General features: G+C 69.4%; 28 protein-coding genes. 3 read left to right on the forward strand and 25 right to left on the reverse strand.

The annotated features are described in order from the left end of the window. Positions 1–309: 309 nt before the first annotated feature. Together ACN0RJ_RS04375 and ACN0RJ_RS04380 are read left to right on the forward strand one after the other, a co-directional pair. Positions 310–2,190, forward strand: coding sequence for a PAS-domain containing protein (locus ACN0RJ_RS04375; RefSeq protein WP_417719421.1), 1,881 nt, complete (start codon positions 310–312; stop codon positions 2,188–2,190). Next, complete coding sequence (locus tag ACN0RJ_RS04380; protein WP_417719422.1) at positions 2,187–2,888, forward strand: response regulator transcription factor; 702 nt, start codon at positions 2,187–2,189, stop codon at positions 2,886–2,888. The genes ACN0RJ_RS04375 and ACN0RJ_RS04380 overlap by 4 nt, the downstream gene beginning before the upstream one ends. Before the next feature lie 40 nt (positions 2,889–2,928). Here the strand turns inward: ACN0RJ_RS04380 and ACN0RJ_RS04385 are convergent, their stop codons facing one another. The 23 genes from ACN0RJ_RS04385 to ACN0RJ_RS04495 form a co-directional block, all read right to left on the reverse strand. After that, a complete protein-coding gene (locus ACN0RJ_RS04385) occupies positions 2,929–3,084 on the reverse strand; it encodes a hypothetical protein (protein WP_417723520.1) in 156 nt (51 codons plus the stop codon). A gap of 99 nt (positions 3,085–3,183) precedes the next feature. Further along, the gene (locus ACN0RJ_RS04390; RefSeq protein ID WP_417723521.1) at positions 3,184–4,383 is read right to left on the reverse strand and encodes a hydantoinase/carbamoylase family amidase; all 1,200 of its coding nucleotides are present in this window, start codon (positions 4,381–4,383) and stop codon (positions 3,184–3,186) included. Between the two features lie 43 nt (positions 4,384–4,426). Further along, the gene (locus ACN0RJ_RS04395; RefSeq protein WP_417723522.1) at positions 4,427–4,900 is read right to left on the reverse strand and encodes an acyl-CoA thioesterase; all 474 of its coding nucleotides are present in this window, start codon (positions 4,898–4,900) and stop codon (positions 4,427–4,429) included. Beyond that, complete coding sequence (locus ACN0RJ_RS04400; protein WP_417723523.1) at positions 4,897–5,661, reverse strand: TIGR02186 family protein; 765 nt, start codon at positions 5,659–5,661, stop codon at positions 4,897–4,899. Before ACN0RJ_RS04400 ends, ACN0RJ_RS04395 begins: the two co-directional genes overlap by 4 nt. Further along, positions 5,658–6,563, reverse strand: a complete 906-nt coding sequence (locus ACN0RJ_RS04405) for a sulfite exporter TauE/SafE family protein (protein WP_417723524.1) — start codon at positions 6,561–6,563, stop codon at positions 5,658–5,660. The genes ACN0RJ_RS04400 and ACN0RJ_RS04405 overlap by 4 nt, the downstream gene beginning before the upstream one ends. A gap of 178 nt (positions 6,564–6,741) precedes the next feature. Beyond that, the gene (locus ACN0RJ_RS04410) at positions 6,742–7,302 is read right to left on the reverse strand and encodes a hypothetical protein (RefSeq protein WP_417719428.1); all 561 of its coding nucleotides are present in this window, start codon (positions 7,300–7,302) and stop codon (positions 6,742–6,744) included. A 144-nt stretch (positions 7,303–7,446) separates the two neighbouring features. Continuing rightward, positions 7,447–8,412, reverse strand: coding sequence for an ABC transporter permease (locus tag ACN0RJ_RS04415; protein ID WP_417723525.1), 966 nt, complete (start codon positions 8,410–8,412; stop codon positions 7,447–7,449). A 3-nt stretch (positions 8,413–8,415) separates the two neighbouring features. Continuing rightward, positions 8,416–9,051, reverse strand: a complete 636-nt coding sequence (locus tag ACN0RJ_RS04420; protein WP_417719430.1) for a LysE family translocator — start codon at positions 9,049–9,051, stop codon at positions 8,416–8,418. 4 nt (positions 9,052–9,055) lie between these two features. Beyond that, on the reverse strand, positions 9,056–10,156 hold the full coding sequence (locus ACN0RJ_RS04425) for an ABC transporter permease (RefSeq protein WP_417719431.1): 1,101 nt from the start codon (positions 10,154–10,156) through the stop codon (positions 9,056–9,058). After that, complete coding sequence (locus ACN0RJ_RS04430) at positions 10,149–11,750, reverse strand: ABC transporter ATP-binding protein (protein WP_417723526.1); 1,602 nt, start codon at positions 11,748–11,750, stop codon at positions 10,149–10,151. The genes ACN0RJ_RS04425 and ACN0RJ_RS04430 overlap by 8 nt, the downstream gene beginning before the upstream one ends. Before the next feature lie 8 nt (positions 11,751–11,758). Next, positions 11,759–12,061 carry a hypothetical protein gene (locus ACN0RJ_RS04435; RefSeq protein ID WP_417719433.1) on the reverse strand — a complete coding sequence of 101 codons (303 nt, stop codon included), beginning with the start codon at positions 12,059–12,061 and terminating at the stop codon, positions 11,759–11,761. 68 nt (positions 12,062–12,129) lie between these two features. Next, complete coding sequence (locus ACN0RJ_RS04440) at positions 12,130–13,134, reverse strand: BMP family lipoprotein (RefSeq protein WP_417719434.1); 1,005 nt, start codon at positions 13,132–13,134, stop codon at positions 12,130–12,132. A gap of 156 nt (positions 13,135–13,290) precedes the next feature. After that, positions 13,291–13,704, reverse strand: coding sequence for a GNAT family N-acetyltransferase (locus tag ACN0RJ_RS04445; protein ID WP_417719435.1), 414 nt, complete (start codon positions 13,702–13,704; stop codon positions 13,291–13,293). Then, positions 13,701–14,267: a tRNA (adenosine(37)-N6)-threonylcarbamoyltransferase complex dimerization subunit type 1 TsaB gene (tsaB, locus tag ACN0RJ_RS04450; RefSeq protein WP_417719436.1), complete on the reverse strand. Its 567-nt coding sequence runs from the start codon at positions 14,265–14,267 to the stop codon at positions 13,701–13,703. The genes ACN0RJ_RS04445 and tsaB overlap by 4 nt, the downstream gene beginning before the upstream one ends. A gap of 19 nt (positions 14,268–14,286) precedes the next feature. After that, complete coding sequence (locus tag ACN0RJ_RS04455) at positions 14,287–14,844, reverse strand: NifU family protein (protein WP_417719437.1); 558 nt, start codon at positions 14,842–14,844, stop codon at positions 14,287–14,289. A 196-nt stretch (positions 14,845–15,040) separates the two neighbouring features. Next, a complete protein-coding gene (locus ACN0RJ_RS04460; protein WP_417719438.1) occupies positions 15,041–15,496 on the reverse strand; it encodes a universal stress protein in 456 nt (151 codons plus the stop codon). Positions 15,497–15,565: 69 nt separating this feature from the next. Continuing rightward, a complete protein-coding gene (locus ACN0RJ_RS04465; RefSeq protein WP_417719439.1) occupies positions 15,566–16,429 on the reverse strand; it encodes a branched-chain amino acid aminotransferase in 864 nt (287 codons plus the stop codon). A 70-nt stretch (positions 16,430–16,499) separates the two neighbouring features. Continuing rightward, entirely contained in the window at positions 16,500–16,982 is a 483-nt protein-coding gene (locus ACN0RJ_RS04470; protein WP_417723527.1) for a VOC family protein, read from the reverse strand. A gap of 89 nt (positions 16,983–17,071) precedes the next feature. After that, positions 17,072–18,940: an excinuclease ABC subunit UvrC gene (gene uvrC / locus ACN0RJ_RS04475; RefSeq protein ID WP_417719441.1), complete on the reverse strand. Its 1,869-nt coding sequence runs from the start codon at positions 18,938–18,940 to the stop codon at positions 17,072–17,074. 311 nt (positions 18,941–19,251) lie between these two features. Then, a complete protein-coding gene (locus ACN0RJ_RS04480; RefSeq protein WP_417723528.1) occupies positions 19,252–20,040 on the reverse strand; it encodes an SDR family oxidoreductase in 789 nt (262 codons plus the stop codon). Positions 20,041–20,043: 3 nt separating this feature from the next. After that, positions 20,044–20,991 carry a calcium/sodium antiporter gene (locus ACN0RJ_RS04485; protein WP_417719443.1) on the reverse strand — a complete coding sequence of 316 codons (948 nt, stop codon included), beginning with the start codon at positions 20,989–20,991 and terminating at the stop codon, positions 20,044–20,046. Then, positions 20,992–21,159 (reverse strand): hypothetical protein, encoded by a 168-nt coding sequence (locus ACN0RJ_RS04490; protein WP_417719444.1) that lies wholly within the window; start codon positions 21,157–21,159, stop codon positions 20,992–20,994. A gap of 1 nt (position 21,160) precedes the next feature. Beyond that, a complete protein-coding gene (locus tag ACN0RJ_RS04495; RefSeq protein WP_417723529.1) occupies positions 21,161–21,958 on the reverse strand; it encodes a S49 family peptidase in 798 nt (265 codons plus the stop codon). Between the two features lie 180 nt (positions 21,959–22,138). Here ACN0RJ_RS04495 and ACN0RJ_RS04500 point away from each other — a divergent pair, with 180 nt between their 5' ends. Next, a complete protein-coding gene (locus ACN0RJ_RS04500) occupies positions 22,139–23,653 on the forward strand; it encodes a YifB family Mg chelatase-like AAA ATPase (RefSeq protein WP_417723762.1) in 1,515 nt (504 codons plus the stop codon). Here ACN0RJ_RS04500 and ACN0RJ_RS04505 read toward each other — a convergent pair. Further along, on the reverse strand, positions 23,623–24,522 hold the full coding sequence (locus tag ACN0RJ_RS04505; RefSeq protein WP_417719447.1) for an alpha/beta hydrolase fold domain-containing protein: 900 nt from the start codon (positions 24,520–24,522) through the stop codon (positions 23,623–23,625). The genes ACN0RJ_RS04500 and ACN0RJ_RS04505 overlap by 31 nt on opposite strands. A 4-nt stretch (positions 24,523–24,526) precedes the next feature. Further along, positions 24,527–25,462: a glutathione synthase gene (gshB, locus tag ACN0RJ_RS04510; protein ID WP_417723530.1), complete on the reverse strand. Its 936-nt coding sequence runs from the start codon at positions 25,460–25,462 to the stop codon at positions 24,527–24,529. Positions 25,463–25,521: the final 59 nt, after the last annotated feature.

The following is a 25,521-nucleotide window of genomic DNA, read 5'->3' on the forward strand; positions in this document are numbered from 1 at the left end:
GGCGCCCCCGGACGGGGCGCCCGTTTTCGTGCCGAGGTGGCGGGCCGGTGCCGCTCCGCCGCCGCGCGATCGCGGGGCTCCGCCCTTTGTAGATTGCGGGGCTCCGCCCCTTGTAGGTTGCGGGGCTCTGCCCCTTGTAGGTTGCGGGGCTCTGCCCCTTTGGGTTGCGGGGCTCCGCCCCGACGCGCGCGGGGCGCGCTCCCCCGGGATATTTCGGGCCAGAAGAAACCGGGGCGGAGGCGCTCCGGGGCAGGACGCTTTCGCAGGGCGGTGCGGGGTGCTAGCCATGTCGCGGGAGGAGCGTGACGGATGGACAAGGATGCATTGACGCAGGCCGGGCTGAACCTGATCCAGCAGGCCCTGTCGATCTATGACAGCGACCTGCGGCTGGCGGTCTGGAACCGGCCCTTCGTCGAGATGTTCGACCTGCCGCCGGAGCTGACCGAGCGCGGGGCGCGCTTTGACGACACCATCCGTCACCTGGTGCTGTCGGGCGAATACGGGCCGGTGGACGATCCCGACGGCTTTGTCCGGGCGCGGGTCGAGCAGGCCCGCGCCTTCGAGCCGCACTACATGGAGCGCAGCCGCGCCAACGGGCGCACCATCAGCGTCGAGGGCGCGCCGCTGCCGCAGGGCGGCTGGGTCACGGTCTATACCGACATCACCGCGATGAAGACGCAGGAGAGCCTGCTGCGCACCCGGTCGGAACTGCTCTCGGGCGAGGTCCTGCGCCGCTCGGAGGAGCTTTCGGCCACCAACCGCCAGCTTGCCGCGACCAATGCCGCGCTGCAGGAGGCGCGGCGCGAACTGACCGAGATCGAGGCGCGCACCCGGCTGACCACCGAGATGATGCCGGCCCATATCGCCCGTGTCGACGCGGAGGGGCGCTATACCTTTTCCAACCGGCGGCTGTCGGCGGTGATGCCGGGACGGCCGTCGAACATTCTCGGGCTGCACATCTCGCGCGCGCTGGGCGCGGCCTATGCTTCGGTGCGGCCGCACCTGGAAGCGGCGTTCGAGGGGCGTCAGAGCACCTTCGAATTCACCGACGAGGGGTCCTCGCGCCGCATCCGTGCGGTCTTCACCCCCGATCCGGTGGAGACCGGCGTCTACATCCTGTCCCAGGACGTGACCGAGGAAACCCAGGCCCGCGCCGCGCTTCAGCAGACCCGGCGGCGGGAACTGGCGGCGCAGATGACCTCGGGCATGGCGCATGATTTCGCCAACCTGCTGACCATCATCCTCGGGATGCAGTCGCGGCTGTCGCGGCTGGTCGACCATCCCGAGGCCGAGCCGCTCATCACCGCCACCCTGCAGGCGGCGCGGCGCGGCGGCGACCTGCTGAACCGGATCGCCGACATCACCTCGCACCGGGTCTGGCGGCCGGAACCGGTGGAGCTTTCCGGGTTTCTCGACGGGTTGAAGACGCTGGCCTCGCCCACCCTGCCCGACGGCGTCGTGCTGGAAACGCTCTGCGAGGCCGGCGGCGGGCACCTGATCGACCCCGGGCTGTTGCAGGACGCGATGCTGAACCTGATCCTGAACGCCGCCGACGCCTGCGGCGCACAGGGCCGGATCACCGTCGCCGCGCGGCCGCTCAAGGATACCTGGCTGGAGATCACCGTCTCGGACACCGGGCCGGGCTTCGGGCCGGAGGCGCTGAAACACGCGCTGGATCCGTTCTTTACCACCAAGGGCGACAAGGGCACCGGGCTGGGGCTGGCCATGGTCTACGACATGGTCAAGCTGGCCGGCGGCGCCGTGCGCATCGGCAACGGCGCCAGCGGCGCGCGGGTCGTGCTGCGCCTGCCCCTGCGCCCGGTCGGCGCGCTGCCGCAGACCGGGCTGGTGCTGCTCGTCGAGGACAATGCCGACCTGCGCACCCAGATCCGCGACATGCTCACCGCGATGGGCTTTTCCGTGGCCGAAGCCGCCTCGGTCGACGAGGCGCGCGCCCTGGCCGACGGGCTGGACATCGCGCTGGTGCTGTCGGACATCGTGCTCGAGGGCGAGGGCTACGGCACCGCCCTGCCGCCCGAACTCGCCCCGCTGCCGGTCTTTCTGATGACCTCGCTGCCGCCGGATCATCCGCTGCACGCCGAGGCGCGCAGCCTGGCGCCGGTGCTGGCCAAACCCTTCGATGCGGCGGCACTGTCCGCCTTTCTCGGGCGCGGAAGGAGCGCGGCATGACGGCGCCGCTGATCGCCATCCTCGACGACGAACCGGCGATCCGCGCCATCCTCTCGGAGGCGCTGACCGAGGCCGGCTTCCGCACCTTGACCTTTGCCCGCGCGACGGAATTCGAAGCGGCGCTGAAGCGCACCACGCCGGATGTCTGCCTGGTGGACCTCGGGCTTCCGGACCGCGACGGGCTGACCCTGGTGCACCGGCTGGCGCTGGAACAGGGCGCGGCGGTCATCATCATCTCGGGACGGGCGCAGGTGCAGGACCGGGTGACGGGGCTGGAGCTGGGCGCGGACGACTACATCATCAAACCCTTCGACCCGGCCGAGGTGGTGGCCCGCATCCGGGTGCGCCTGCGCGCGCCCAAGGCCTCGGTCTCGCGCGGGGATACCGCGCGGTTCGCCGGCTGGACGGCGCATTTCGACCGCTACGCGCTGGTGGATTCCGAGGGCACCGAGACGCCGTTCTCCCATGCCGAAGGAGAGGTGCTGCGGCTGTTCCTCGAAGCCCCCAAGCGCCTCATCACCCGGGCGCAGATGCAGGAATCGCTCGGCGGCGGGGCCGGGGAGAGTTTCGACCGCGCCATGGATGTCCGCATCTCGCGCCTGCGCACCAAGCTGCGGGAGGACCCGAAGAACCCCCGCCTGATCAAGACGATCTACGGCGCGGGCTACCTCTTTCTGGGCGACGTCACCTGGGGGTGAAGCGCCCCGCGGGCTGACGTGATCCGGGGCCGACGGACGGTCAGATCATCGCCTTCAGCGCCGGCAAAACCCCGGCCGCGACCAGACCGACCAGAACCCCGATGCCGAAGCGGATCGCGGGCCTGCCGAGCCGCGGACCCGCCAATCCGAGCGCGCCGCAGATCAGGCCGTAGTAGAGCAGAGACAGCGCATCCATCCTCGACCTCCCGGCAAAGGATACTCCGCCCGAGGGGATTTCCCAAACGAAATGACGCCCCGGCCCCGGCCCACCGGGCGCGGGCGCGGGCGCGCGGGCTCAGTCCAGCGCGGCGACGGCGCGGGCAAGGCAGTTGAGGCCGCTCACCAGGTCCGCCTCGGCGGTATCCTCGGCGAAATCGTGGCTGATCCCGCCGATGGAGGGCACGAAGAGCATCGCCACCGGCATCAGCCGGGCCACGTTGGTGCTGTCATGCAGGGCGCCGGAAGGCATGACCCGCCAGGCGCCGGGCGCCTCGGCCTCGGCCGCGCGTTCCAGCGCGCCGCGCAGCCCCGCATCCATGGTCACCGGGTCGAGCCCCAGCATCGGGCCGAAGTCCAGCGTCATGCCGCGCGCCGCCGCCACCTCCTCCGCCGTGCGCCGGATGATCTCTTCCATCCGCGCCAGCCGGTCGGTATCGCCGTCGCGCCACTGCATCGAGAACCGCACCCGCCCCGGCACGATGGAGGCCGCGTTCGGATGCAGCGCGACATGGCCGATGGTCCAGACGGTCGAGGGCGCGACCACGTTGGCAAAGCGCTCCTGCAGCAGGCCGTTGAACGCGGCGAGGGCCTGAAAGGCATCCTTGCGCAGGGCCATCGGGGTGGTGCCCGCGTGGTTCTGCTGGCCGCCGAAGCTCATGTGCATGTCGCGGATGCCGACGATCGCCTCCACGACCCCCAGCGTCCCGCCGGTGGAATCGAGCACCGGCCCCTGTTCGATATGCATCTCGACAAAGCCGGAAAAGCGGGTCGGATCGACGAAATCGCCCCGCCGGTCCCCGAAGGCCGCGCGCATGTCGGCAAAGCGATGGCCCGCGGGATCGACCAGCGCGTCGGCGCCTTCGAGCGTCTGGTTCCCCGCCCAGACCGAGGACCCGGTGGTGACGCCGAACCGGCCCTCCTCGTCCTCGAAACTGACGACCGAGACCGGCGGCCCGCCCGCCTCGCGCGCGGCGCGGGCCACTTCCAGCGCCGCGATCACCCCCAGCGCACCGTCGAGCCAGCCGCCCTCGGGCTGGCTGTCGGAATGCGATCCCATGAGCAGCGAGCGCCCCTCGGCCAGACCGAAGAGCGAACCGACCGGATCGAAATGCGGCGTCAGCCCGGCCTCGGCCATGCGCGAGGCAAGCCAGTCGCGCGCGGCGATGTCGGGTTCGGTGAAGGCGGGGCGGCTCACCCCCTTGCCGACCCCCGAGGCACCGAACCGGCGCAGGTCGTTCAGATCGTCGAGAAAGCGGGCAGGATCGACAGGCAGCATGGGGGCCTCCTTTGCCCCCATCATCGCCATCCCCGCGCCGCCGTCAAACCGGTCCGGCGGGATCCGGCGAACCGGCGCCGCCGGAGGGGTGCAGCAGGCTTTCAAAGGCCGCGCGGGCCGGGTCCGGGATCGGCAGCGGGCGCATCGCCTCGTCGACGCAGACATGCACGAAGAATCCCTCCGTGCAGGCGCGGTCGTCGTCGTTGCGGAAGACGCCGACCTCGTAGCGGACCGAGCTGCTTCCGATCCGGCTCACCCGCACCCCGAGGTGCAGGACATCGGGAAACCGCGCCTCCTCGAAATAGGTGCAGCCGCTCGCCGCCGCCACGAACCGCAGCCCGCCGGGGCCGGAAATGTCCATCCCGGACTCGATCTGCCAGAGCGTGATCGCGGTGTCGATGAAGGAGTAGTAACTGGCGTTGTTGATGTGGCCGTAGGCGTCGTTGTCCTTCCAGCGCGTGGTCAGCGACCGGAAGGCGGCAAAGTCGGCGCGGCGGGAGGGGGGCGTGCGGCTCATCCCGATTTCAGCGCCCGGAACGCGGCAGAAGCCCCCCAGCCCGCCAGCACGGCGATCGCGATGGACATCAGCCCGTAGATCAGCGGCTGCGACCGCGACAGGTTGTAGAGCCAGCGTTCCAGCCCGACCTTGCGGACGTCGATCTCGGTGGAATGGCTGGCCACCACCTTGCCGCCGCGGGTGAGGAAGACGCGCGTCATGTACAGTCCTTCGGTGATGTTGGCGGGCATGGCGATGGCGGTGTCGAACAGCGTCGATTCCCGCAGTTGCACCGCGCCCTCGTCGAGATGGTACAGCCCCGCGCGTTCGCGGATGCGGATGAGCGCGTTGGTGAAGCTCTGGGAATCGAGAATCGTCATCGGCGCCCCGACCGAACGGATGGCGCGCGGGATCGAGATGTCGTGCCGCAGGTCCTCGACCTCGGACAGCACCTCCCCGAGCGGGGCGCTGGTGGCGACGGCATAGAAGGTCGGGGCGGAATCGACCTCGACCGCTTCGGAGTTGACCCAGATCCCCAGACGTCGCGCCTTGCGCCAGACGGTGACCGGCTCTTTCGGGCCCTCCACCGTGACGATGACCTGCAACGGCGGGTCCGGGCGGATCGCGACCTCGCGCTTGACCGCGCCGAAGATCAGGATTTCCGAGCCGTCGAAATCCGTCGAGATGGAAACGCTGGACTTGCTCAGCCCCATCACCACCTCTTCGGCGACCGCCGGCGCGCCCGAGAGCGCAAGGAGAAGGAAGAGCGCCGCGCGGATCATGGCGCCCCCAGTTCGTAGAGGTCGAGCGGCGTGGCAAAGAGATCCCAGGCGATCTTGCCGCAGACCAGCAGCACCAGCGAGGCAAGCAGGATGCGCAGTTGTTCCGCCTTGAGCCGGGTGCCGAAGGCGGTGCCGATCTGCGCGCCGATCACGCCGCCGATCAGCAGGACCAGGGCCAGCAGCACGTCGACGGTGTGGTTGGTGGTGGCGTGAAGCAGGGTCGTGAAGGCGGTCACGAAGATGATCTGGAACAGCGAGGTGCCGATCACCACCTTGGTCGGCATGCCGAGCAGATAGATCATCGCCGGCACCATGATGAAGCCGCCCCCGACCCCCATGACCGCCGCGAGCACGCCGACGCTGGCCCCGACCATCAGCGGCGGGATGGCCGAGATGTAGAGACCCGAGGTGCGGAAGCGGACCTTGAACGGCAGGCCGTGGACCCAGCCGTGGTGGCGCCGCTTGGGCGCGCCGCCCCTGCGGGAGCGGGTCAGGGCGCGCAGGCTCTCGACGAACATCAGCCCGCCGATGACCCCGAGAAAGACGACGTAGCAGATCCGCACCAGCAGATCGACCTGGCCCACGGATTTCAGCAGGTTGAAGACCCAGACCCCCAGCGCGGAACCGACGAGGCCCCCGGCCAGCAGCACCCCGCCCATGCGCAGATCGACCGTCTTGCGCTTGAGATGCGCCAGCACCGCCGAGACCGAGCTTGCCACGATCTGGTTGGCGCCGGTGGCCACCGCGACGGCCGGCGGAATGCCCATGAAGAACAGCAGCGGCGTGATGAGAAAGCCGCCGCCGACGCCGAACATTCCCGACAGGATGCCCACGATCCCGCCCACCCCGAACAGCAGGAAGACATTGACCGAAACCTCGGCGATGGGGAGGTAGATCTGCATGCGCCGACTTTGCGCGGGACTCGGGACTTTGGCAACTCACCGCGGCACGCGGGCCGCGCCCGGCGTTGCGGTTTTGCCCGCACCGGGCAAGCCTTGGGCGCGCCGCGCGGGGGCCGCGATCCGTCACCGAAGGATCGCCCCCCTTGCCCGGCGCGCGACGCTGCGGCCCCGGCGGGGGTCAGCCCGCCGCGCGCAGCCGGGCATCCGGCCAGAAGGCGTAGAAGCCGTGGCCCTCGTGGGACCCGAACACCTGCATGGTACCGGTCGCCTCGATCGCCTGTTTCAGCATGTGGTTGAAGGGCCGCGTCCGCGCCTGACCGTCCCAGACCCCCATGCAGATCCCCTTGACGTAGATCGCCACCGACAGCGGCTCCTGGTATCCGAGGTCGGGGAAATCCCCGGGGCGCATGACCTCGACCCGATGCTGTTCCCGGGCGCTGCGGAACGCCGGGTCGCGCCCGTGCGCGGTTTCGAGCAGGTCCACCACCTCGGCGCGGAACGCCTCCATGTCATGGATCGGCGCGGGCTTCAGCACCTCGGCATGGTCGGCACCCAGCGCCTGCATGCAGCGCACCGCGGGGAAATCCGCCCCCGCCATGCGCGCGAGCTTCCTGCAATCGACGCGGATCCGGCGCTGGCAGGTCCAGGCCAGCTGGTGCGGGCCGGACAGGGTCACGCCGTGGATGCGGTTGCTGTCGGAATGTCGTGGGTCGAGCGTGGTCGTGCCGTTCGTCAGCATGGTCGGTCTCCTCCCGATATGCCCGGCTGTTTCCGGGTCGTTGTCGGCAAGGGTAGACCAGAATCAGTGAAATCTGGTTAACAAAGCACTTCAATCCTCTGCGATTGTGCGCGCCCCGGCGCATTCGCCTGCCGTTACGGCAGGCTAGCGCTCCTTGACATAGGGTTCGCCCCCGGCGCGCGGCGGAATCGCCTTGCCCACGAAGCCCGCGAGGATGACCACCGTCAGGATGTAGGGCAGCGCATCCATCACCTGCACCGGGATGGTGATGCCGCCGAGGTCGATGTTCTGGTAGCGCAGCGCCACGGCCTGCAGCAGGCCGAACAGCAGGCAGGACCACAGCGCATAGACCGGCCGCCACTTGGAAAAGATCAGCGCCGCCAGCGCGATATAGCCCCGCCCCGCGGTCATTTCCCGCACGAACCCGGCCTGCAGACCCGTGGCGAGGTAGGCCCCCGCCAGCCCGCAGAGCAGCCCGCAGATGCCCACGGCGGCAAAGCGCAGCCCGATCACCGACACCCCCGCCGTGTCCACCGCCTCGGGGGCCTCGCCCACGGCACGCAGGCGCAGGCCGAAGCGGGTGCGGAACAGGATGAACCAGGTCAGCGGCACCATCAGGAAGGCCACGTAGACCAGGATCGAATGCCCCGAGATCAGCTCGGCATAGACCGGCCCCAGCACCGGCACGCCGCGCAGCGCCTCGGCAAAGGGCAGCGTGATCGCATCGAACCGGCCCGCGCCCATGAGCGACGGCGTCCGCCCGCCCTGCCCGAACCAGTCCTGCGCGATCAGCACCGTGATCCCCGAGGCCAGAAAGTTGATCGCCACGCCCGAAATCAGCTGGTTGCCGCGAAAGGTGATCGACGCGACGCCGTGGATCGCGCTCATCACCAGCGAGGCGGCGATTCCCGCGAGCAGTCCCAGCCAGACCGACCCGGTCACCGCCGCGACGGCCGCCGACATGAAGGCCGCCGCCAGCATCTTGCCCTCGAGCCCGATGTCGAAGATCCCGGACCGTTCGCTGAACAGCCCGGCAAGGCAGGCCAGCAGCAGCGGCGTCGCCAGCCGGACGGTGGAATCGAGCACCTGGAGAAGCGTATCAAGATCCATCGGTCATCCTCTCGCGGTTGCGATCTTCCAGGCGGCAAAGGCAAAGAACACGCCCAGCGTGCCTTCGACCCAGCGCCGTGCCCGAGCATAGCCCGCCCGCACCGGCCCCGAGGACAGCAGCAGCGCCCAGGCGGCATGGCACAGGAACGAGATGGCAAAGGCCCCGGCCACGAACAGCGCCACGATGCCCGCGCCGCCGCCGTGGGTCGCCCCGACCGAGGCGATGGCCAGCCAGAAGACGATGGCCTTGGGGTTGGTCACCTGCAGCAGGTAGCCCATGGCCAGCAATCGCCCGGTCGAGGCGGGCAGATCCCGCGCCGCCATCAGCGCCGGCGGGTTCAGCGCCTTGCGAAAGGCCCCCACAGCCAGCCAGGCCAGATACCCGGCCCCGATCAGCCGCATCGCCGTCATCGCCCAGGCGACCTGGCTCAGCAGCAGCCCCAGCCCGAGCAGCGTCAGCAGGTTGATGGTGACGCTGCCCGCCGCGATCCCCGTCGTGACCACCAGCGCAGCGCGCCGCCCGCGGCCGCTCGCCACGCCCAGCAGCAGCGCCACCGCCGGCCCCGGAGAGCTGGCCGCAACCACGAGGATCGCATAGGCCGCGAGGAATTTCGGCAGGAAGGGCAGCAGGCTCTCCATGATGTCAGCCCCTCTGGCCGCTGCGGCGCATCGCCAGGAACAGCTTTTCCAGCGGCATCCGCACCATGTTGTCGAGCGCCCCGGTGAACAGGATCACCAGCGCCTGGATGACCGTGATCAGCTCGCGCGGGATATTGGTCCAGAGCGCCAGCTCGGCCCCGCCCTGGTAGAGGAACCCGAACAGCAGCGCGGCCAGGAACACCCCGACCGGATGCGACCGCCCCATCAGCGCCACCGCGATGCCAATGAAGCCCGCGCCCTCGGTCGCGTTCAGCACCAGCCGCTCGGCCTCGCCCATGGTGGTGTTGAGCGCCATGCACCCCGCCAGCCCGCCCGAGATCAGCATCGCGATGATGGTGATCCGCACGGGCGAGATCCCGGCATATTTCGCCGCGCTCTCGGAAAAGCCGAAGGCGCGGATCTCGTAGCCCAGCTTGGTGCGCCAGATCAGGAACCAGAAGCCGATGCAGGCCAGCACCGCGAGGAAGAAGGTGACATTGGCTGGCGAGCCGCGGAACATCGGGCTGCCCTCCGGGGCGAACATGTCCTGAAAGGTCGGCAGATGCGTCGCGGCGGGAAAGTTCGCCGTCGCCGGGTCCATCGCGCCCACCGGGCGCAGCAGGTTCACCAGGACGTAGTTCAGCACCGCCGCGGCGATGAAGTTGAACATGATCGTTGTGATGACGATATGGCTGCCGCGTTTCGCCTGCAGATACGCCGGAATCAGCGCCCAGGCCGCGCCGAACACCGCCCCCGCGGCCATCGCCGCCAGCAGCGCGATGCTCCAGTGCGGAAAGGGGACGAAGAGGCAGACCAGCGCCACCCCGAGGCCGCCGATCATCGCCTGCCCCTCGCCGCCGATGTTGAACATGCTGGCATGGAAGGCGACCGCGACGCAGAGCCCGGTGAAGATGAAATTCGTCGTGTAATAGAGCGTGTAGCCCCAGCCGGTCGAGCGCATCAGCGCCCCGTCGACCATCAGCTTGAACGCCTCCACCGGGTTTTCCCCGATCGCCAGGATCACCAGCGCCGACAGGATCGCCGCCAGCAGGATCGAGATCAGCGGAACGAGGACCGCATCGGCCCAGGCGGGCATCTTATCCATGCTGTTCGGCCTCCCGGGCCTCTTTTTCCTCGAGCGCGGCATCCACCGCCTCGATCAGCGGGCGGTCGGGCCGCTCCGTCACTCCCGCCATCAGCAGGCCCAGCTCGGTCTGGTCGGTCTCCGAGGGCAGGCGTTCGCCCATGATCCGGCCGTCGAACATCACCGCGATGCGGTCCGAGAGCGAAAAGATCTCGTCCAGTTCGACCGAGACCAGCAGGATCGCCTTGCCCTTGTCGCGCAGCCGCACGATTTCCTGGTGGATGAACTCGATCGCGCCGATGTCCACCCCGCGCGTCGGCTGGCCGATCAGCAGGATGTCCGGGTCGCGCTCGATCTCGCGCGCCAGCACGATCTTCTGCTGGTTGCCGCCCGAGAAATTCCGCGCCGCCAGCATCGGGTTCGGCGGGCGCACGTCGTAGCGGGTCATCTTGTCCGCCGCCTCTTCGCGGATGCGGGCGTTGTTCATCAGGATGCCGGTCTGGTACTTCGGATCGCGGTGATAGCCGAAGACGATGTTCTCCCAGGCGGTGTAGGCCATGATGAGCCCCTCGGACTGGCGGTCCTCCGGCACATGCGCGATGCCGCGCGCCCGCCGCGAGCGGCCGTCGGAGTGCTTGCCGGTCAGGTCGATCTCCTGCCCGCGCACCAGCACCCGGCCGGTGGCATCGGCATAACCGCCCAGCACCTCGAGCAGTTCGGACTGGCCGTTCCCCGCCACCCCCGCGATGCCGAGGATCTCTCCCGCCCGCACGGTCAGCGAAATGCCCTTCAGCCGCTCGACGCCGTGGCGGTCGGTGTGGCGCAGGTTCTCGACCTCCAGAAAGGTCTCGCCCGGGGTCGCGGGCGCCTTGTCCACGCGCAGCAGCACCTTTCGGCCCACCATCAGCTCGGCCAGTTGCTCGGGCGAGGTCTCGGCGGTCCTGACCGTCGCGGTCATCTCGCCGCGCCGCATCACGCTCACCGTGTCGGTGATCTCCATGATCTCGCGCAGCTTGTGGGTGATGAGGATGATCGTCTTGCCCTCCTTGCGGAGGTTGTCGAGGATGCGGAACAGGTGGTCGGCCTCGGCCGGGGTCAGCACGCCGGTCGGCTCGTCGAGGATCAGGATATCGGCCTTGCGGTAGAGCGCCTTGAGGATCTCGACCCGCTGCTGGTGCCCGACGCTCAGGTTCTCGATCAGCTGGTCGGGATCGACGGACAGTTCGTATTCCTCGGCCAGCGCCTTCAGCTCGCCCCGCGCCCGCGCCAGCGACGGGCGCAGCAGCGGCCCGTCCTCGGCGCCGAGGATGACGTTTTCCAGCACCGTGAAATTCTGCACCAGCTTGAAATGCTGGAACACCATGCCGATGCCGGCCGCGATGGCGGCCTGGCTGTCGGTGATGTCCTTGCGCGCACCGTTGACCCGGATCTCGCCCGCGTCGGCCTTGTAGAAACCGTAGAGGATCGACATCAGCGTCGACTTGCCCGCGCCGTTCTCGCCGATGATGCCGTGGATCGTGCCCGGCATGACGCGGATCGAGATGTCCCTGTTGGCCTGCACCGGGCCGAAGGCCTTGGAAATGCCCAGCAGTTCGATGGCGGGGGTGTCGGTCATGGCGGGCCTCAATCCTGACGGCGGCAGATGACGCGGTCGATGGCGGAGATCGCGAGATCGTCGAACCGGACGAACCCGGCATCCGCAAAGGAGGCCTCCACCGCCAGCGGCGCGCCGTCCGGTCCGAGCGCGACACATTGCAGGCGGTCCTTGCCGTTCGCCAGGAATTCGTAGCGCGCATCGCCACCCGCATCCCGGCCCCGCACGATCAACACGCTGTCGTCATGCTCGAAAAGGATGGTTTCGGCGGAGGCCGCGATGGCCGACAGGCCGATGGCACCTCCGAGTATCGCGCCGCGAATGTTTGGCATCGGCCGGCTCCTGACGGACGGGGCCGCGGCGCTGACGCGCGCGGCCCCCTTCACTCGGTGGGGAGGGTTCAGAAGTTCAGCGCCGGGCAGGTATCGTCGGCGGAGTAGTCGTGCACCTCGATCTCGCCCGCGATGATCTTGGACTTGGCATCCTCGACCGCCGCCGTCATTTCCGGCGTCACCAGCGCGGCGTTGTTGTCGTCCACCGCATAGCCCACGCCGTTCTCGTTCAGACCCAGCACCATGACGCCGGTCTTGAGGTCGGCGCCCTGCTCCATCGACTCCTTCACCGCGACGTCGACCCGCTTCAGCATCGAGGTCAGGACCTTGCCGGGGTGCAGGTAGTTCTGGTTGCTGTCCACGCCGATCGACAGGATGCCCTCGTCGGCCGCGGTCTGCAGCACGCCGAGCCCGGTGCCGCCGGCGGCGGCATAGATCACGTCCGCGCCCTGCGAGATCTGCGCCTTGGTCAGCTCCGACCCCTTCACCGGGTCGTTCCAGGCCGCCGGGGTGGTGCCGGTCATGTTCGAGATCACCTTGGCATCCGGGTTCACCGCCAGCGCGCCCTGCGCATAGCCGCAGGCGAACTTGCGGATCAGCGGGATGTCCATGCCGCCGACAAAACCCACGGTGCCGGATTCGGAGGCCATCGCCGCCATCATCCCGACGAGGTAGGAGCCCTCGTGCTCGGAGAACAGGATCGACAGGACGTTGGGATGCTCCCCCGGATCGACGAAGCCGTCGATGGTCACGAACTTGGTGTCCGGGTAATCCGCCGCGACCGAGGCGATGGGCGAGGACATGGAAAAGCCCGTCGTCACCACCGGGTTGAACCCGGCCTCGGCAAACCGGCGCAGCGCCTGCTCGCGCTGGGCTTCGGACTGAAGCTCGATGTCCTTGTAGGCGCCGCCGGTCTCCTTGGCAAAGGCCTCCGCCCCGTTGAACGCCGCCTCGTTGAAGGACTTGTCGTACTTGCCGCCGAGGTCGTAGATCAGCGCCGGATCGGCCAGCGCGGCGCCCGCGGTGAGCGCCAGCATCGCGGCGGCGCCGAGGAATTGGGTCTTGAGGGTCATGTCTTGCTCCCGGGTGTTGGACGGCGGCGCCTCGGTGGGGGCCGCTTCTCATGCACGATCCATGCAGATCATGGTTGATTAAGGCGTTGGCACCGGGGAGGGTCAACAGCTTTTTGCGAGGGGCCGCGACGGGTTGCGCGCACGCGGGACGTGACCTCAGGTCAAAGCACGGCTCATGAGCAGCGCATCGTCGCGCGTGCCGTCGGCCAGGTGGTAGTAGCCCCTGCGCCGCCCGGTCCCGGAATAGCCGCAGGCGGCATAGAAGGCGCGCGCCGGCGCGTTGGCGGCGGCCACCTCCAGGAACACCCGAACCGCGCCCCGCGCCCGCGCCTCCTGCTCGAAGGCGGCCAGGGCGGCGCGCGCGGCCCCCCGGCGCCGGGTCGCGGGATCGCTGGCGACGGCGAGGATCTCCGCCTCGTCGACCACCACCCGCCCCAGCACGAAGGCCGCATCCCGCACCGTCAGCACCACCCCCGGCAGTTCCAGCATCCCGGCGAAATCCGCCTCGCTCCAGGGAGTCGTGTGGCGATAGGCCCGGCCGGCGAGCTCAGCCAGTTCGGCGGGTGTCACGACAGGATCACCGGCGGCGCATCCCGCGACGGCGCCGCGTCGGCGGGCCGGACATAGAGCGGCGCCGGGCGCGCGCCGGGCACCGCCTCCGCCGCGATCCGCGCGATGCCGACCGCCAGCGCGTCGGCCTCCGGCGGCCAGACGGGGGACTGCGCCGCCTCCGCCTCGTCGAGGCGCGGTGCGCCCCCCGGTGTCTTCAGATAGGCCCGCCCGCGCGGCGCCGGAACCGCCGCCAGCGCACCGGGCGCGTCGCGATGGATGACGGCAAAGGTATCCACCCCCACCGCCGGCACGCCGAGCCCCAGCGCAAGCCCGCGCGCCGTGGCGACCGAGATCCGGATGCCGGTGAAATTCCCCGGTCCGACCCCGACCCCGATGCGGTCGAGATCGCCCCAGCCCAGCCCGGCCTCCGCCAGGATCTCCTCCAGCAGGGGCACGAGCCGCTCCGCCTGGCCCCGGCCCATCTCCTCTGCCCGCACCGCGAGAACCTCCCGTCCGCGCAGCAAAGCGGCCGCGCAATGCGCGGCCGATGTGTCGAAGGCAAGGATCGTGAGGTCGGCCATAGGGGGGCGGCGCCTTCGCTCAGACGGCGACGGGGCGCACTTCGGTCACTTCGGGGATGTAGTGGCGCAGCAGGTTCTCGATCCCCATCTTCAGCGTCAGGGTCGAGGACGGGCAGCCCGCGCAGGCCCCCTGCATGTGCAGGTAGACCACGCCGCGCTCGAATCCATGGAAGGTGATGTCGCCACCATCCTGCGCCACGGCAGGCCGCACGCGGGAATCGAGCAACTCCTTGATCTGGTTGACGATCTCTCCGTCCTCGCCGTCATGCTCCGCATGACCCGAGGCCGCCTCGCCCGCCATCACAGGCTCGCCGGACTGGAAATGCTCCATGATCGCGCCCAGCACGGCGGGCTTCACGTGATCCCAGTCGGTCGCGTCATCCTTGGTGATGGTCACGAAATCGCTGCCGAAGAACACGCCGCAGACGCCCTTCACGGCGAACAGCCGCTGCGCCAGGGGAGAGCTGGCCGCCCCCTCCGCGCTGGGGAAATCGGCGGTGCCCGCGTCCAGCACGGTCTGGCCGGGCAGGAACTTCAGCGTCGCGGGGTTGGGTGTGGATTCGGTCTGAATGAACATCTGGGAGGTCCCTTTCTCCGGGTTGCTACCTATATGCGCCTCCACCCGCCGGGCGTCAAGGATTGGAACCGTTCTAAACTGCTTCCCGCCGCATCCCCCGGCCCGGAAAGCTGCGCGGGGACGGCGCGCCGCCGCCCTGCTTCTTCTTGTCCGAAATACGCAAATCCCGCCCCGCCGCGGGCGCCGCCGCCGGGCGTCAGGTGATGCCTTCCAGCCGCTCCTTCGAGATGTCGCCCGGCACGATGGTCACCGGGATCGGCAGACTGCCCGACGACTTGCTCATCATCGAGACCAGCGGCCCCGGCCCCTTCTTCCCCGAGGCCGCGCCGAGCACCAGCACCCCGATCTCCGGGTCCTCGCTGATCTGGGCGAGGATCTCCGTCACCGTGTCGCCCTCGCGGATCACCAGTTCCGGATCGACCCCCTGGCGGTCGCGCATCCACTTGGCGAAGACCTCGAAATGCGCATGGATGCGCTCGCGGGCCTCCTCGCGCATGACCTCGCCGACGCCGATCCAGTGGTTGAACTCGTCCGGCGCGATGATCGACAGGATCGCCACGCCGCCTCCCGTGCGCGCGGCCCGCATGGCCGCAAAGCGCATGGCGTTCAGGCATTCCCGGCTGTCATCCAGAACGACAAGAAACTTGCGCATCTCGGCTCTCCTTCGGGCGGGATCATGCGCCAAGCGGCGCAGGCTGGCAACCGTGCAGCCGGACCGGACTCAGCCTTCGCCGGCGGCCCAGTCCCAGTACAGCTCGCGCACGCGGCGCGTCACCGGGCCGACCTGGTAGGAGACATCCTCGAACCCGGTCACCGGCGTGACCTTGTTCATGTTGCCGGACAGGAACACCTCGTCCGCCTGCGCGAAGTCGTCAAAGCTCAGAACGGCTTCGTGCACCTCGATGCCGTCGGCCCGCATGTTCGACAGATGCCGCGCCCGGGTGATCCCGGCAAGAAAGGTGCCGTTGGCGATGGGGGTGAAGGCCACCCCGTCGCGCACCATGAAGACGTTGGCCGTGGCGCTCTCCGCGACATTGCCCATGGCATCGGCCACCAGCGCATTGCCGAAGCCGCGCGCCTTCACCTCGGCCAGCATCCGGGCGTTGTTGGGATAGAGACACCCCGCCTTGGCATTGACCACCGCATCCTCGATCACCGGCCGGCGGAACCGCGTCCGCCCCAGCGTGGTCGAGGCATCCGCGGGCGCCATCGGGATCTCTTCGAGGCAGATGGCAAAGCCGGTGCCCTCGGGCGCGGGCACGATGGCGCTCGCGTCCCCCGCGATCGCCCAGTACATCGGCCGGATATAGACCGCCGCCCCCGCCGGATAGGCCGTCAGCCCCTCCATCACGATCTGCACCATGTCCTCGGTGGCGATCGTCGGCGTGATCATCAGCGCCTCGGCCGAGCGGTTGACCCGCGCGCAATGCGCCCAGAGGTCCGGCGCCAGCCCGTTGACCCAGCGCGCGCCGTCGAACACGGTCGAGCCGAGCCACGACCCGTGGTCGGCCGCCCGCATCACGGCAAGGTCGCCGTCGTGCCAGCTTCCCTGGAAATAGGTGCGGATGTTCTTGCCCACGGCCATGTCGGTGCCCTCCGGTCTTGCGCGGCAACCCTAGGGCTGCCGCGCCCGGAGGTCCACCCCGGCGCCCCGGCTATTCCGCCTCGGCCAGCAGCGCTTCGAGATCGAGCCGGGAGTTCACCATCTTCAGCTCGCCCCCGGCGTCGCGCGGCCAGTCCGCGGGATCGCGATCGCGGTAGAGCTCGATGCCGTTGCCGTCGGGATCGCGCAGGTAGACCGCCTCGCTCACCCCGTGATCCGCCGCGCCCTCGAGCGCCACACCCGCCTCGACCACGCGCTTCAGCGCGGCGCCGAGCGCGGCCCGGTGCGGATAGAGGAACGCCACGTGGTACAGCCCCGTGGCCCCCGGGGGCGGCCAGGCGCCGTCCTTGCTTTCCCAGGTATTCAGGCCGACGTGATGGTGATACCCGCCCGCCGACAGGAACGCCGCCTGCGTCCCGTAATGCTGCATGACGTCGAAGCCCAGGACTTCGGTATAGAAACGGATCGCCCGGTCCAGGTCCGCCACCTTGAGATGGACGTGACCGATGCGCGTGTCGGGATGTGCCTTGCTCATCTGTGTTCTCCTTCGAGATACCAGATACGCCCGCCGGGCCCGCGCACAAATAGCTGAATCCGATCACATTCGGTGCGCGGACGCACAAGTCACCCCTGCTCGTGGAAAAACGCGTAGATCCGCTCCGCCAGCGCCTCGCTCACCCCGTCGACGGCGCGCAGGTCCGCGAGGTCGGCCCGGCCCACCGCCTTGGCGGAGCCGAAATGCGCCAGCAGCGCCCGTTTGCGCGCGGCACCGACGCCCGGCACCTCGTCGAGCGGGTTGGCCGCCATCGACTTCGCCCGCTTGGCGCGGTGGGTACCGATGGCAAAGCGGTGCGCCTCGTCGCGCAGGCGCTGCACGAAATACAGCACCGGGTCGTTGTGGCGCAGCGCGAAGGGGCGGCTGCCGACGCGGTGGAATTCCTCCTTGCCCGCGTCGCGGTCGATGCCCTTGGCGACCCCGACCATCGGCACGTCCTCGACCCCGTGCTCGCGCATGATCTCCGCCACCGCCGAGACCTGCCCCGCCCCGCCGTCGATCAGCAGCAGATCCGGCCAGAGCCCCTTGCTCCGCTCCGGGTCGTCCTTCAGCAGCCGGGTGAAGCGGCGCGACAGCACCTCCTTCATCATGCCGAAATCGTCGCCGGGGGTCAGCTCCTCGCCCCTGATGTTGAACTTGCGGTACTGGTTCTTGAGAAACCCGTCCGGCCCCGCCACGATCATCGCGCCCACCGCGTTGGTGCCCATGATGTGCGAGTTGTCGTAAACCTCGATCCGCTGCGGCGGCGCGTCGAGGGCAAAGGCCTCGGCCAGTCCGCGCAGCAGCTTGGCCTGGGTCGCCGTCTCGGCCATGCGCCGGGCCAGCGATTCCCGCGCGTTGCGCGCCGCGCCCTCGACCAGCTCCAGCTTTTCGCCCCGCTTGGGCACCGCGATCTCGACCTTGCGGCCGAGCTTGCCGCTCAGCGCCTCGGACATCAGGTCCGGGCTTTCGATCTCGTGCGACAGCAACAGCAGGCGCGGCGGCTCCTTGGTGTCGTAGAACTGGCCCAGAAAGGCCTCCAGCACCTCGGCGCTGTCCACGTCCTCGCCGACGCGGGGGTAGAAATCCTTGTTGCCCCAGTTCTGGTTGGCCCGGATGAAAAACACCTGCACGCAGGCCTGCCCGTGCTCCATGTGCAGCGCGATCACATCCGCCTCGGCCACGCCCTGCGGGTTGATGCCCTGCACCGACTGCACCTGCGTCAGCGCGCGGATTCGGTCGCGCAGGGCCGCCGCCCGCTCGAACTCCATCGCGTCCGAGGCCGCCTGCATCTGCTCCGCCAGCTCGCCCTGCACCCGCGTCGACTTGCCCGACAGAAAGCGCTGCGCATCGGCGACGCTCTCGGCATAGTCCGCCTCGGGGATCAGCCCGACGCAGGGCGCGCTGCAGCGCTTGATCTGGTGCAGCAGGCAGGGCCGGGTCCGGCTCTCGAACATGGAATCCGTGCAGTTGCGCAGCAGGAACACCCGCTGCAACTGGTTCAGCGTCCGGTTCACCGCTCCGGCGCTGGCGAAGGGACCGTAGTAGGCGCCCTTCTCGGTCTTGGCGCCGCGATGCTTGCGGATCTGCGGAAAGGCGTGGTCCGTCACCTGGATGTTGGGAAAGGACTTGTCGTCGCGCAGCAGCACGTTGAACTTGGGCTTGAGCTGCTTGATGAGGTTCTGTTCGAGCAGCAGCGCCTCGGTCTCGGTCCGGGTGGTGAGGAACATCATCGACGAGGTGTCCGCGATCATCCGCGCGATCCGCCGCGAATGCCCCGAGGGGCGCGCATAGTTCGACACCCGCGCCCGCAGGTTGCGCGCCTTGCCGACGTAGAGCACCCGGCTCTGCGCATCCAGCATCCGGTAGACGCCGGGCGAGGAATCCAGCGTCTTGAGATAATCCTGGATCACGACATGCCCGCGCCGCACCGTTTCCGTCTGCCCTGTCTCGTCCATTCCTGCCCGATCCTGTCCGCGTTCAGATTAACCGATTCTTAAGGGGTGGCTGCAATGCTCTTCGGGCTGAATCAACATGGATTCAATCCACGGTTTCTGTGGATAAACTTGAGGGCAGAATATCAGGGTCGCGAAATTCTCGTTGATTTCGGCTGACTTCGCTGATTTGCCCAAAAAATATGCTATAAAATAAGTCATTGATAAATAACGATATAATTTCGTTATGCCTGCAAACCATTGGAACTCAAACGAATTTTGTAACGGGTTCGTAACGGTCCCGTGACCGGTGCACAACTTGCCGCTGCGTCAGGTCACTCGGGCCCACGCACGTCGGGTGTATCCCATGCCAGATGCTGTCCGCCGTCGATGCACAGCAATTGCCCGGTGACCGCCGGGGCGGCGATGAAATAGCCCAGCGCGCCGGTGATGTCCGCCACGTCGGCGCCGCGCTGCAGGATCGTCGCGGCGCGCTGCGCGGCGAAATCCGCCTCGTCCTGACGCGCGCCCCGCAGCGTCGGCCCCGGCCCGATCGCATTCACCCGCACCTTCGGCGCCAGCGCCATGGCCGAGGTCCGGGTAAAGGTCCAGAGCGCGGATTTCGCCAGCGTGTAGGTCATGAATTGCGGCGTCAGCTTGCGCACCCGCTGGTCGATCATGTTGACCACCAGCCCCTGCGCCAGCGGTTCGCCCCGCGCGTCGGGCAGCGGCTCGGGGACCTGCGCGGCAAACTCCTGCGTCAGCACGAAGGGCGCACGCAGGTTCGACCCCATGTGCGCCTCCCACGTCGCCTGCGTGGCGTCGTCCAGACTGTCGTTCTCGAAGATCGAGGCGTTGTTGACCAGCAGCGTCAGCGGCCCGCCCAGCGCCGCCGCGGCCCGTGCCACCAGCCCGCCGGTCCCGCCCTCGTCGAGCAGGTCGGCCTGCACCGGCGCGGCGCGGCGCCCCATGGCGCGGATGCGCGCGGCGACCTCCTCGGCGGCCTCGCGCGATCCCGCGTAATGCACCGCCACGTCAAAGCCGTTGCGCCCGAGATGGAGCGCCATCTCGCGGCCCAGCCGCCTGCCCGCTCCGGTCACCAGTGCCCTGCCCGCCCCCGCCATGGCTCAGACCAGCACGACGACGATGTAGGTGACATAGAGCGCCGACAGGATCGCGCCCCAGACCCGCCCGAGATCCTGCTTGAGGAAGACGAACGGCACCAGCAGCAGCGACGCCCCCAGCATCACCCAGAGATCGAACCGCAGGAACTGCGGGTCCACCGGCATCGGCTTGATCAGCGCGGCAATGCCGATGATCGCCAGCAGGTTGAAGAAGTTGGACCCGATGACATTGCCCAGCGCCACGTCGGCCTGACGGCGCAGCGCCGCCATCACCGTCGTCGCCAGCTCGGGCAGCGAGGTGCCCAGCGCGACCAGCGTCAGGCCGATCACCGTGTCGGGCACGCCGAACATGGTGGCGATCTCGGTCGCGCTGTCGACCAGCAGGTCGGCGCCCAGCGGCAGGCCGACGAGGCCCAGCACCAGGAACAGCGCGATCTTCCACCACGGCATGTCGGGATCGGCGCCTTCGGGTGCGTCCTCCTCCGGCGCCGCCTTGCCCTGGCGGCGGTGGCGCAGCGCGTCGCGGGTCGAATCCCACAGGATCAGCGCCAGCGCCCCCAGCAGGATCGCCGCGCTCAGCGCATCGAAGACCCCGCGCATGGCGAGCCCGATGAACAGCACCGTGGCGGCCAGCATGATGACATAGCTCTTGCGGGTGTCATGGGTGCTCGTGTGCATCACGGTGATCAGCGCGGGCACCCCGAGCACCGCCAGCACGTTGGCGGTGTTCGAGCCGACCACGTTGCCCAGCGCGATGCCCGGCACCCCCGCCAGCGCCGCCTGGATCGAGATCAGCAGCTCCGGCGCCGAGGTGCCGAAGGCGACGATGGTCAGGCTCACGATCAGCGCCGGAATGCCCATGCGCAGCGACAGGTTCACCGCGCCCTTGACCAGCGCGTCCCCCGCCAGCAGCAGGATGACCAGACCCAGCGCGGCATAGGCGAAAACCATTCAGCTCTTTCCCTGTCCGCAGGGGCACGGGCCCTTGCCGATGCGATAACGTCCGCAGGACTTGCACTTGGCCGCGGCCAGCCGCTCCTGCCCCGGAACCCGCAGCTTTCCGAAGATCCCGAGCACGGCGATCACGACCAGGAAGAGGGCGACGATCTTGGCCAGCACGTCAGAGCCCGAACCGCGCGTAGGCCGCGCGTTCCTCGATCGTGGACAGGGCGTCTTCGGCCAGCGCGAGGCCCAGGCGCGGCAGCAGGCGGCGGCGCGCCTCGTAACGGCGGAACTTCACCTTGTCGCCGAAGCGCTCCTTCATCACCGGCACCAGATGGCCGATGCCGTCTGCCAGCCCGACATGCTGCGCGGCCTCGCCCACCCAGATCTCGCCGGTGAACAGGTCGGGGTCCTGCTTCAGCTTGTCCCCGCGCCGCACCCGCACCTGGGTGATGAAGGTCTCGTGCAACTGCCCGAGCAGGCGGTTCAGCCGCGCGACATCCTCTTCCTTCTCGGGGCGGAACGGGTCCAGCATCGACTTGGAATTGCCCGCCGTGTGCACCCGACGCTCGATCCCCTGCCTTTGCAGGAACACATGCGCCCCGAAGCCCGAGGAAATCACCCCGATCGAACCGAGGATCGAACTCCGGTCGGCCCAGATCTCGTCCGCTGCCGAGGCGATCCAGTACCCGCCCGAGGCCGCGACATCCTCGACGAAGGCAAAGACCGGCACCTCGTTCTCTTCCGACAGCCGCCGGATGCGGGCACCGATGAGCGAGCTCTGCACCGGCGAGCCGCCGGGCGAATTGATCTCGAGCGCCACGGCATCGGGCTTGCCGCGGGTAAAGGCGCGCTCCAGCAGCGACCGGAGCGAGGTATCCGACAGGCTCGACCGCCCGCCCATGCCGATGGCGCCCTGCAGCCGCACGACCGAGACCACGGGCCCGGATTTCATGAAGGGGATCCAGCGTTTCATGCGCGTTGATGTAGACGCGCCCCCGGAGACAAACAAGGCACCGGACCAAAGAACGCGCCCGGACCCCGCCGCGACAGCGGAACGCCCCGGCCCGCCCGCCGCCGCCGCCCGGCGCGCGTTAACCATTCCCTAACCATGATCGCGCCACCCTGCACCGGGCGGGAAACGACGGGGGGCGGCATGGTCGCGCTATCCTACACGGTCGCCTTCGAGGGCGTCGAGGCGCGCGAGGTCGAGGTGCAATGCGCCCTGACTCCCGGCGTGCCCGGCTTTGCCATCGTCGGCCTGCCGGACAAGGCGGTCTCGGAGGCCCGCGAACGGGTGCGCGCGGCGCTGACCGGCATGGCCATCGCGCTGCCCTCGCAGCGCATCACCGTCAACCTCTCGCCCGCCGACCTGCCCAAGGAGGGCTCGCATTTCGACCTGCCCATCGCGCTCGCCCTGCTCGCCGCGCTCGAGATCCTGCCGCGGGACGAGGTCGCCCGCACCACCTCGCTCGGGGAACTGTCGCTCGACGGCGGGTTGGTGGCGGTGGCCGGTGCGCTGCCCGCGGCCCTCGCCGCCGCCGAAGCCGCGCGCACCCTGATCTGTCCGCGCGCCTCCGGGCCCGAAGCGGCCTGGGTCGGGGACGCCTGCGTGCTCGCCCCGGCGTCGCTCGGCGAGGTGGTGCGGCATTTCACCGGCGCCGCCCCCCTGCCCGCCTGCGAACCCGGCGAGGTCGTCGCCCCGCCCGCCGCCCGCGACCTGCGCGACGTGAAGGGCCAGGAAAGGGCCAAGCGCGCGCTCGAAATCGCGGCGGCCGGGCGCCACCACCTGATGCTGGTCGGCACGCCGGGCTCGGGGAAATCCATGCTCGCCGCGCGCCTGCCCGGCCTTCTGCCGCCGCTTTCCGCCACCGAGGCGCTGGAAACCTCGATGATCCACTCCCTCGCCGGGCTGCTGGACCAGGGCGGCATCTCGCGCGCGCGGCCCTTCCGCGACCCGCATCACACCGCCTCCATGCCCGCCATCGTCGGCGGCGGTCGGGGGGCCAAACCCGGCGAGATCAGCCTCGCCCACAACGGCGTGCTGTTCATGGACGAATTCCCCGAATTCCCCCGCCAGGTGCTGGAAACCCTGCGCCAGCCCGTCGAGACCGGAGAGGTGATGGTCGCCCGCGCCAATGCCCATGTCACCTACCCCTGCCGGTTCATGCTGATCGCGGCGGCGAACCCCTGCAGATGCGGCTACCTTTCGGACCCCGCGCGCGCCTGTTCCCGTGCCCCGGCCTGCGGCGAGGACTACCTGTCGCGCATCTCCGGCCCGCTGATGGACCGCTTCGATCTGCGCGTCGAGGTGCCCCCCGTCGCCTTCACCGATCTCGACCTGCCCGCGACGGGCGAAGACTCGGCCACCGTCGCCGCCCGTGTCGCCGCCGCGCGCGCGCTGCAGGCCCGGCGCTACGCCGACCACCCGAACGCGCGCACCAATGCCGATGCCGAGGGCCCGGTGCTCGACCGGATCGCGGCGCTCGATCCGGACTCGCGCGACCTGCTGTCCCGTGCCGCCGACCGCTTCGGCCTGTCCGCGCGGGGCTACCACCGGGTGCTGCGCGTCGCGCGCACCATTGCCGACCTCGCCGGGTCCGACCGGGTGCTGCGCCCCCACCTGGCCGAGGCGCTGAGCTACCGGCTGGTGAGCGCGAAGGATTCCTGAAGGAACGCCGCCGCCCGCCGCAGGGTGGCCCGCGCCTCCGGGATCCAGCCGTCGAACAGCGGCCAGGCATGGGGGGCGGCGGGGTCGGTCTGCTCCGTCACCGCGCCGCCGAAGCTGCGCAGGCGCGCCGCCATGCGGCGGGCGTCATCGGCCAGGATCTCGGTCAGGGCATAGGTGAGCAGCACCGGCGGACAGCCAGGAAACGCGCCGTAGAGCGGCGAAATCCCGGGGTCGCGCGGATCGCGCCCGCCGCAGACGATCCGGGCGAGGTCGGCAAAGCGCTCCACCGGCAGAAACGGATCGGCCGCGGCGTTGGAGGCAAGGCTCCCCCCCGTGCCGGCAAGGTCGGTCCAGGGCGAAAAGGCGACCAGCGCGGCCGGCGGCCTGCCCGCCCCGCAGAGCGCCGAAAGCAGGCAGAGCGCCAGCCCGCCCCCGGCGGAATCCCCCGCCAGCGCGATCTGCTCCGGCGCATAGCCGAGGTCGAGCAGCCGCCCGTGGGCCGCCAGCGCCGCGCCGAGACGCGCCGGCGCCGGGGCACGCTGGGCCAGCGGATAGTCCGGCGCGCAGACCTCGACCCCCGAGAGCAGCGACAGCCGCGCCATCACCCCCTGGTGCGAGGCCGGGCTGCCCGTGACATAGCCGCCACCGTGGAAGTAGAGGATGACCCGGCGCGGCGCGCAGGGCCCGGCGCTGATCCAGTGCAGCCCGCCGGGGCGCACCAGATGGCGCAGGTTGGCGGGGCGACGCAGCACGAAGGGGGCGCAGCGGGCGAAATCCCGCTCCGCCGCCTCGGGGGTCATCGTGCGCCGCAGCCGGGGCTTGGCGCCGAGGCGCAGGATCAGGTTGAGCGTGGCAAGCTGCCAGCTCACGCGGTCATGCGCGTCGGGCCTCGATCGCGTCCCAGATCATGCCCGCCACGTTGATGCCGTCGAACCGCTCCAGTTCCTGGATGCCGGTGGGCGAGGTCACGTTGATCTCGGTCAGCCAGTCGCCGATGACGTCGATGCCCACAAAGACCTGACCCTTTTCCTTGAGTACCGGGCCGATCACGGCGCAGATCTCGCGATCGCGCTCGGTCAGCTCGACCTTCTCCGGGCGGCCGCCCACATGCATGTTGGACCGCACCTCGCCCGCGGCGGGAACCCGGTTGATCGCGCCGACCGGCTCGCCGTCGACCAGGATCACCCGCTTGTCGCCCTTGGTGACGGCGGGCAGGTATTTCTGGACGATCAGCGGCTCCCGGCTGAACCCGGTGAACAGCTCGTAGAGCGAGGACAGGTTGCGGTCGGTCTCGTCCAGCCGGAACACGCCCGCCCCGCCGTTGCCGTAGAGCGGCTTGAGGATGATGTCGCCGTGGCGCGCCTTGAAAGCCCGGATCGTCGCGAGATCCCGCGCGATGGTGGTGGGCGGGGTGAGCTCGGGAAAGTTGAGCACCAGCAGCTTTTCGGGAGAGTTGCGCACCCAGAACGGATCGTTGACCACCAGCGTGCCGGGCGCCAGACGCTCCAGCAGGTGGGTGGTGGTGATGTAATGCATGTCGAACGGCGGATCCTGCCGCAGCCAGACGACATCGACATCCGCCAGGTCGATCGTCTGCGCGGGCCCGAGGATCGCATGGTTGCCCGGCACGCGCTGCACCTTCAGCTCGTGCCCCCGCGCGGTGATCCGACCCTCTTCGAAGGCGAGATGGTCGGGAAGATAGTAGAACAGTTCGTGCCCGCGCGCCTGCGCCTCTTCGGCGAGGCGGAAGGTGCTGTCGGCGTCGATGTTGATCGGACCGATCGGGTCCATCTGGAAGGCGATCTTCATGGGGTCCCCACGCAGCGGCTTTTCGCATACATGGCGCAGGAGCCCGCGACGTGCAATGG

Source organism: Salipiger sp., assembly GCF_048261495.1.
In the GTDB taxonomy this organism is placed as follows: Bacteria; Pseudomonadota; Alphaproteobacteria; order Rhodobacterales; family Rhodobacteraceae; genus Salipiger.

What these genes read in the sequence shown, in the direction of transcription:
- ACN0RJ_RS04375 (WP_417719421.1), top strand. Translation starts at nt 310, where the DNA reads ATGGACAAGGATGCATTGACGCAGGCCGGGCTGAACCTGATCCAGCAG.
- ACN0RJ_RS04380 (WP_417719422.1), top strand. Translation starts at nt 2,187, where the DNA reads ATGACGGCGCCGCTGATCGCCATCCTCGACGACGAACCGGCGATCCGC.
- ACN0RJ_RS04385 (WP_417723520.1), bottom strand. Translation starts at nt 3,084, where the DNA reads ATGGATGCGCTGTCTCTGCTCTACTACGGCCTGATCTGCGGCGCGCTC.
- ACN0RJ_RS04390 (WP_417723521.1), bottom strand. Translation starts at nt 4,383, where the DNA reads ATGCTGCCTGTCGATCCTGCCCGCTTTCTCGACGATCTGAACGACCTG.
- ACN0RJ_RS04395 (WP_417723522.1), bottom strand. Translation starts at nt 4,900, where the DNA reads ATGAGCCGCACGCCCCCCTCCCGCCGCGCCGACTTTGCCGCCTTCCGG.
- ACN0RJ_RS04400 (WP_417723523.1), bottom strand. Translation starts at nt 5,661, where the DNA reads ATGATCCGCGCGGCGCTCTTCCTTCTCCTTGCGCTCTCGGGCGCGCCG.
- ACN0RJ_RS04405 (WP_417723524.1), bottom strand. Translation starts at nt 6,563, where the DNA reads ATGCAGATCTACCTCCCCATCGCCGAGGTTTCGGTCAATGTCTTCCTG.
- ACN0RJ_RS04410 (WP_417719428.1), bottom strand. Translation starts at nt 7,302, where the DNA reads ATGCTGACGAACGGCACGACCACGCTCGACCCACGACATTCCGACAGC.
- ACN0RJ_RS04415 (WP_417723525.1), bottom strand. Translation starts at nt 8,412, where the DNA reads ATGGATCTTGATACGCTTCTCCAGGTGCTCGATTCCACCGTCCGGCTG.
- ACN0RJ_RS04420 (WP_417719430.1), bottom strand. Translation starts at nt 9,051, where the DNA reads ATGGAGAGCCTGCTGCCCTTCCTGCCGAAATTCCTCGCGGCCTATGCG.
- ACN0RJ_RS04425 (WP_417719431.1), bottom strand. Translation starts at nt 10,156, where the DNA reads ATGGATAAGATGCCCGCCTGGGCCGATGCGGTCCTCGTTCCGCTGATC.
- ACN0RJ_RS04430 (WP_417723526.1), bottom strand. Translation starts at nt 11,750, where the DNA reads ATGACCGACACCCCCGCCATCGAACTGCTGGGCATTTCCAAGGCCTTC.
- ACN0RJ_RS04435 (WP_417719433.1), bottom strand. Translation starts at nt 12,061, where the DNA reads ATGCCAAACATTCGCGGCGCGATACTCGGAGGTGCCATCGGCCTGTCG.
- ACN0RJ_RS04440 (WP_417719434.1), bottom strand. Translation starts at nt 13,134, where the DNA reads ATGACCCTCAAGACCCAATTCCTCGGCGCCGCCGCGATGCTGGCGCTC.
- tsaB (WP_417719436.1), bottom strand. Translation starts at nt 14,267, where the DNA reads ATGGCCGACCTCACGATCCTTGCCTTCGACACATCGGCCGCGCATTGC.
- ACN0RJ_RS04455 (WP_417719437.1), bottom strand. Translation starts at nt 14,844, where the DNA reads ATGTTCATTCAGACCGAATCCACACCCAACCCCGCGACGCTGAAGTTC.
- ACN0RJ_RS04460 (WP_417719438.1), bottom strand. Translation starts at nt 15,496, where the DNA reads ATGCGCAAGTTTCTTGTCGTTCTGGATGACAGCCGGGAATGCCTGAAC.
- ACN0RJ_RS04465 (WP_417719439.1), bottom strand. Translation starts at nt 16,429, where the DNA reads ATGGCCGTGGGCAAGAACATCCGCACCTATTTCCAGGGAAGCTGGCAC.
- ACN0RJ_RS04470 (WP_417723527.1), bottom strand. Translation starts at nt 16,982, where the DNA reads ATGAGCAAGGCACATCCCGACACGCGCATCGGTCACGTCCATCTCAAG.
- uvrC (WP_417719441.1), bottom strand. Translation starts at nt 18,940, where the DNA reads ATGGACGAGACAGGGCAGACGGAAACGGTGCGGCGCGGGCATGTCGTG.
- ACN0RJ_RS04480 (WP_417723528.1), bottom strand. Translation starts at nt 20,040, where the DNA reads ATGGCGGGGGCGGGCAGGGCACTGGTGACCGGAGCGGGCAGGCGGCTG.
- ACN0RJ_RS04485 (WP_417719443.1), bottom strand. Translation starts at nt 20,991, where the DNA reads ATGGTTTTCGCCTATGCCGCGCTGGGTCTGGTCATCCTGCTGCTGGCG.
- ACN0RJ_RS04495 (WP_417723529.1), bottom strand. Translation starts at nt 21,958, where the DNA reads ATGAAACGCTGGATCCCCTTCATGAAATCCGGGCCCGTGGTCTCGGTC.
- ACN0RJ_RS04500 (WP_417723762.1), top strand. Translation starts at nt 22,139, where the DNA reads ATGGTCGCGCTATCCTACACGGTCGCCTTCGAGGGCGTCGAGGCGCGC.
- gshB (WP_417723530.1), bottom strand. Translation starts at nt 25,462, where the DNA reads ATGAAGATCGCCTTCCAGATGGACCCGATCGGTCCGATCAACATCGAC.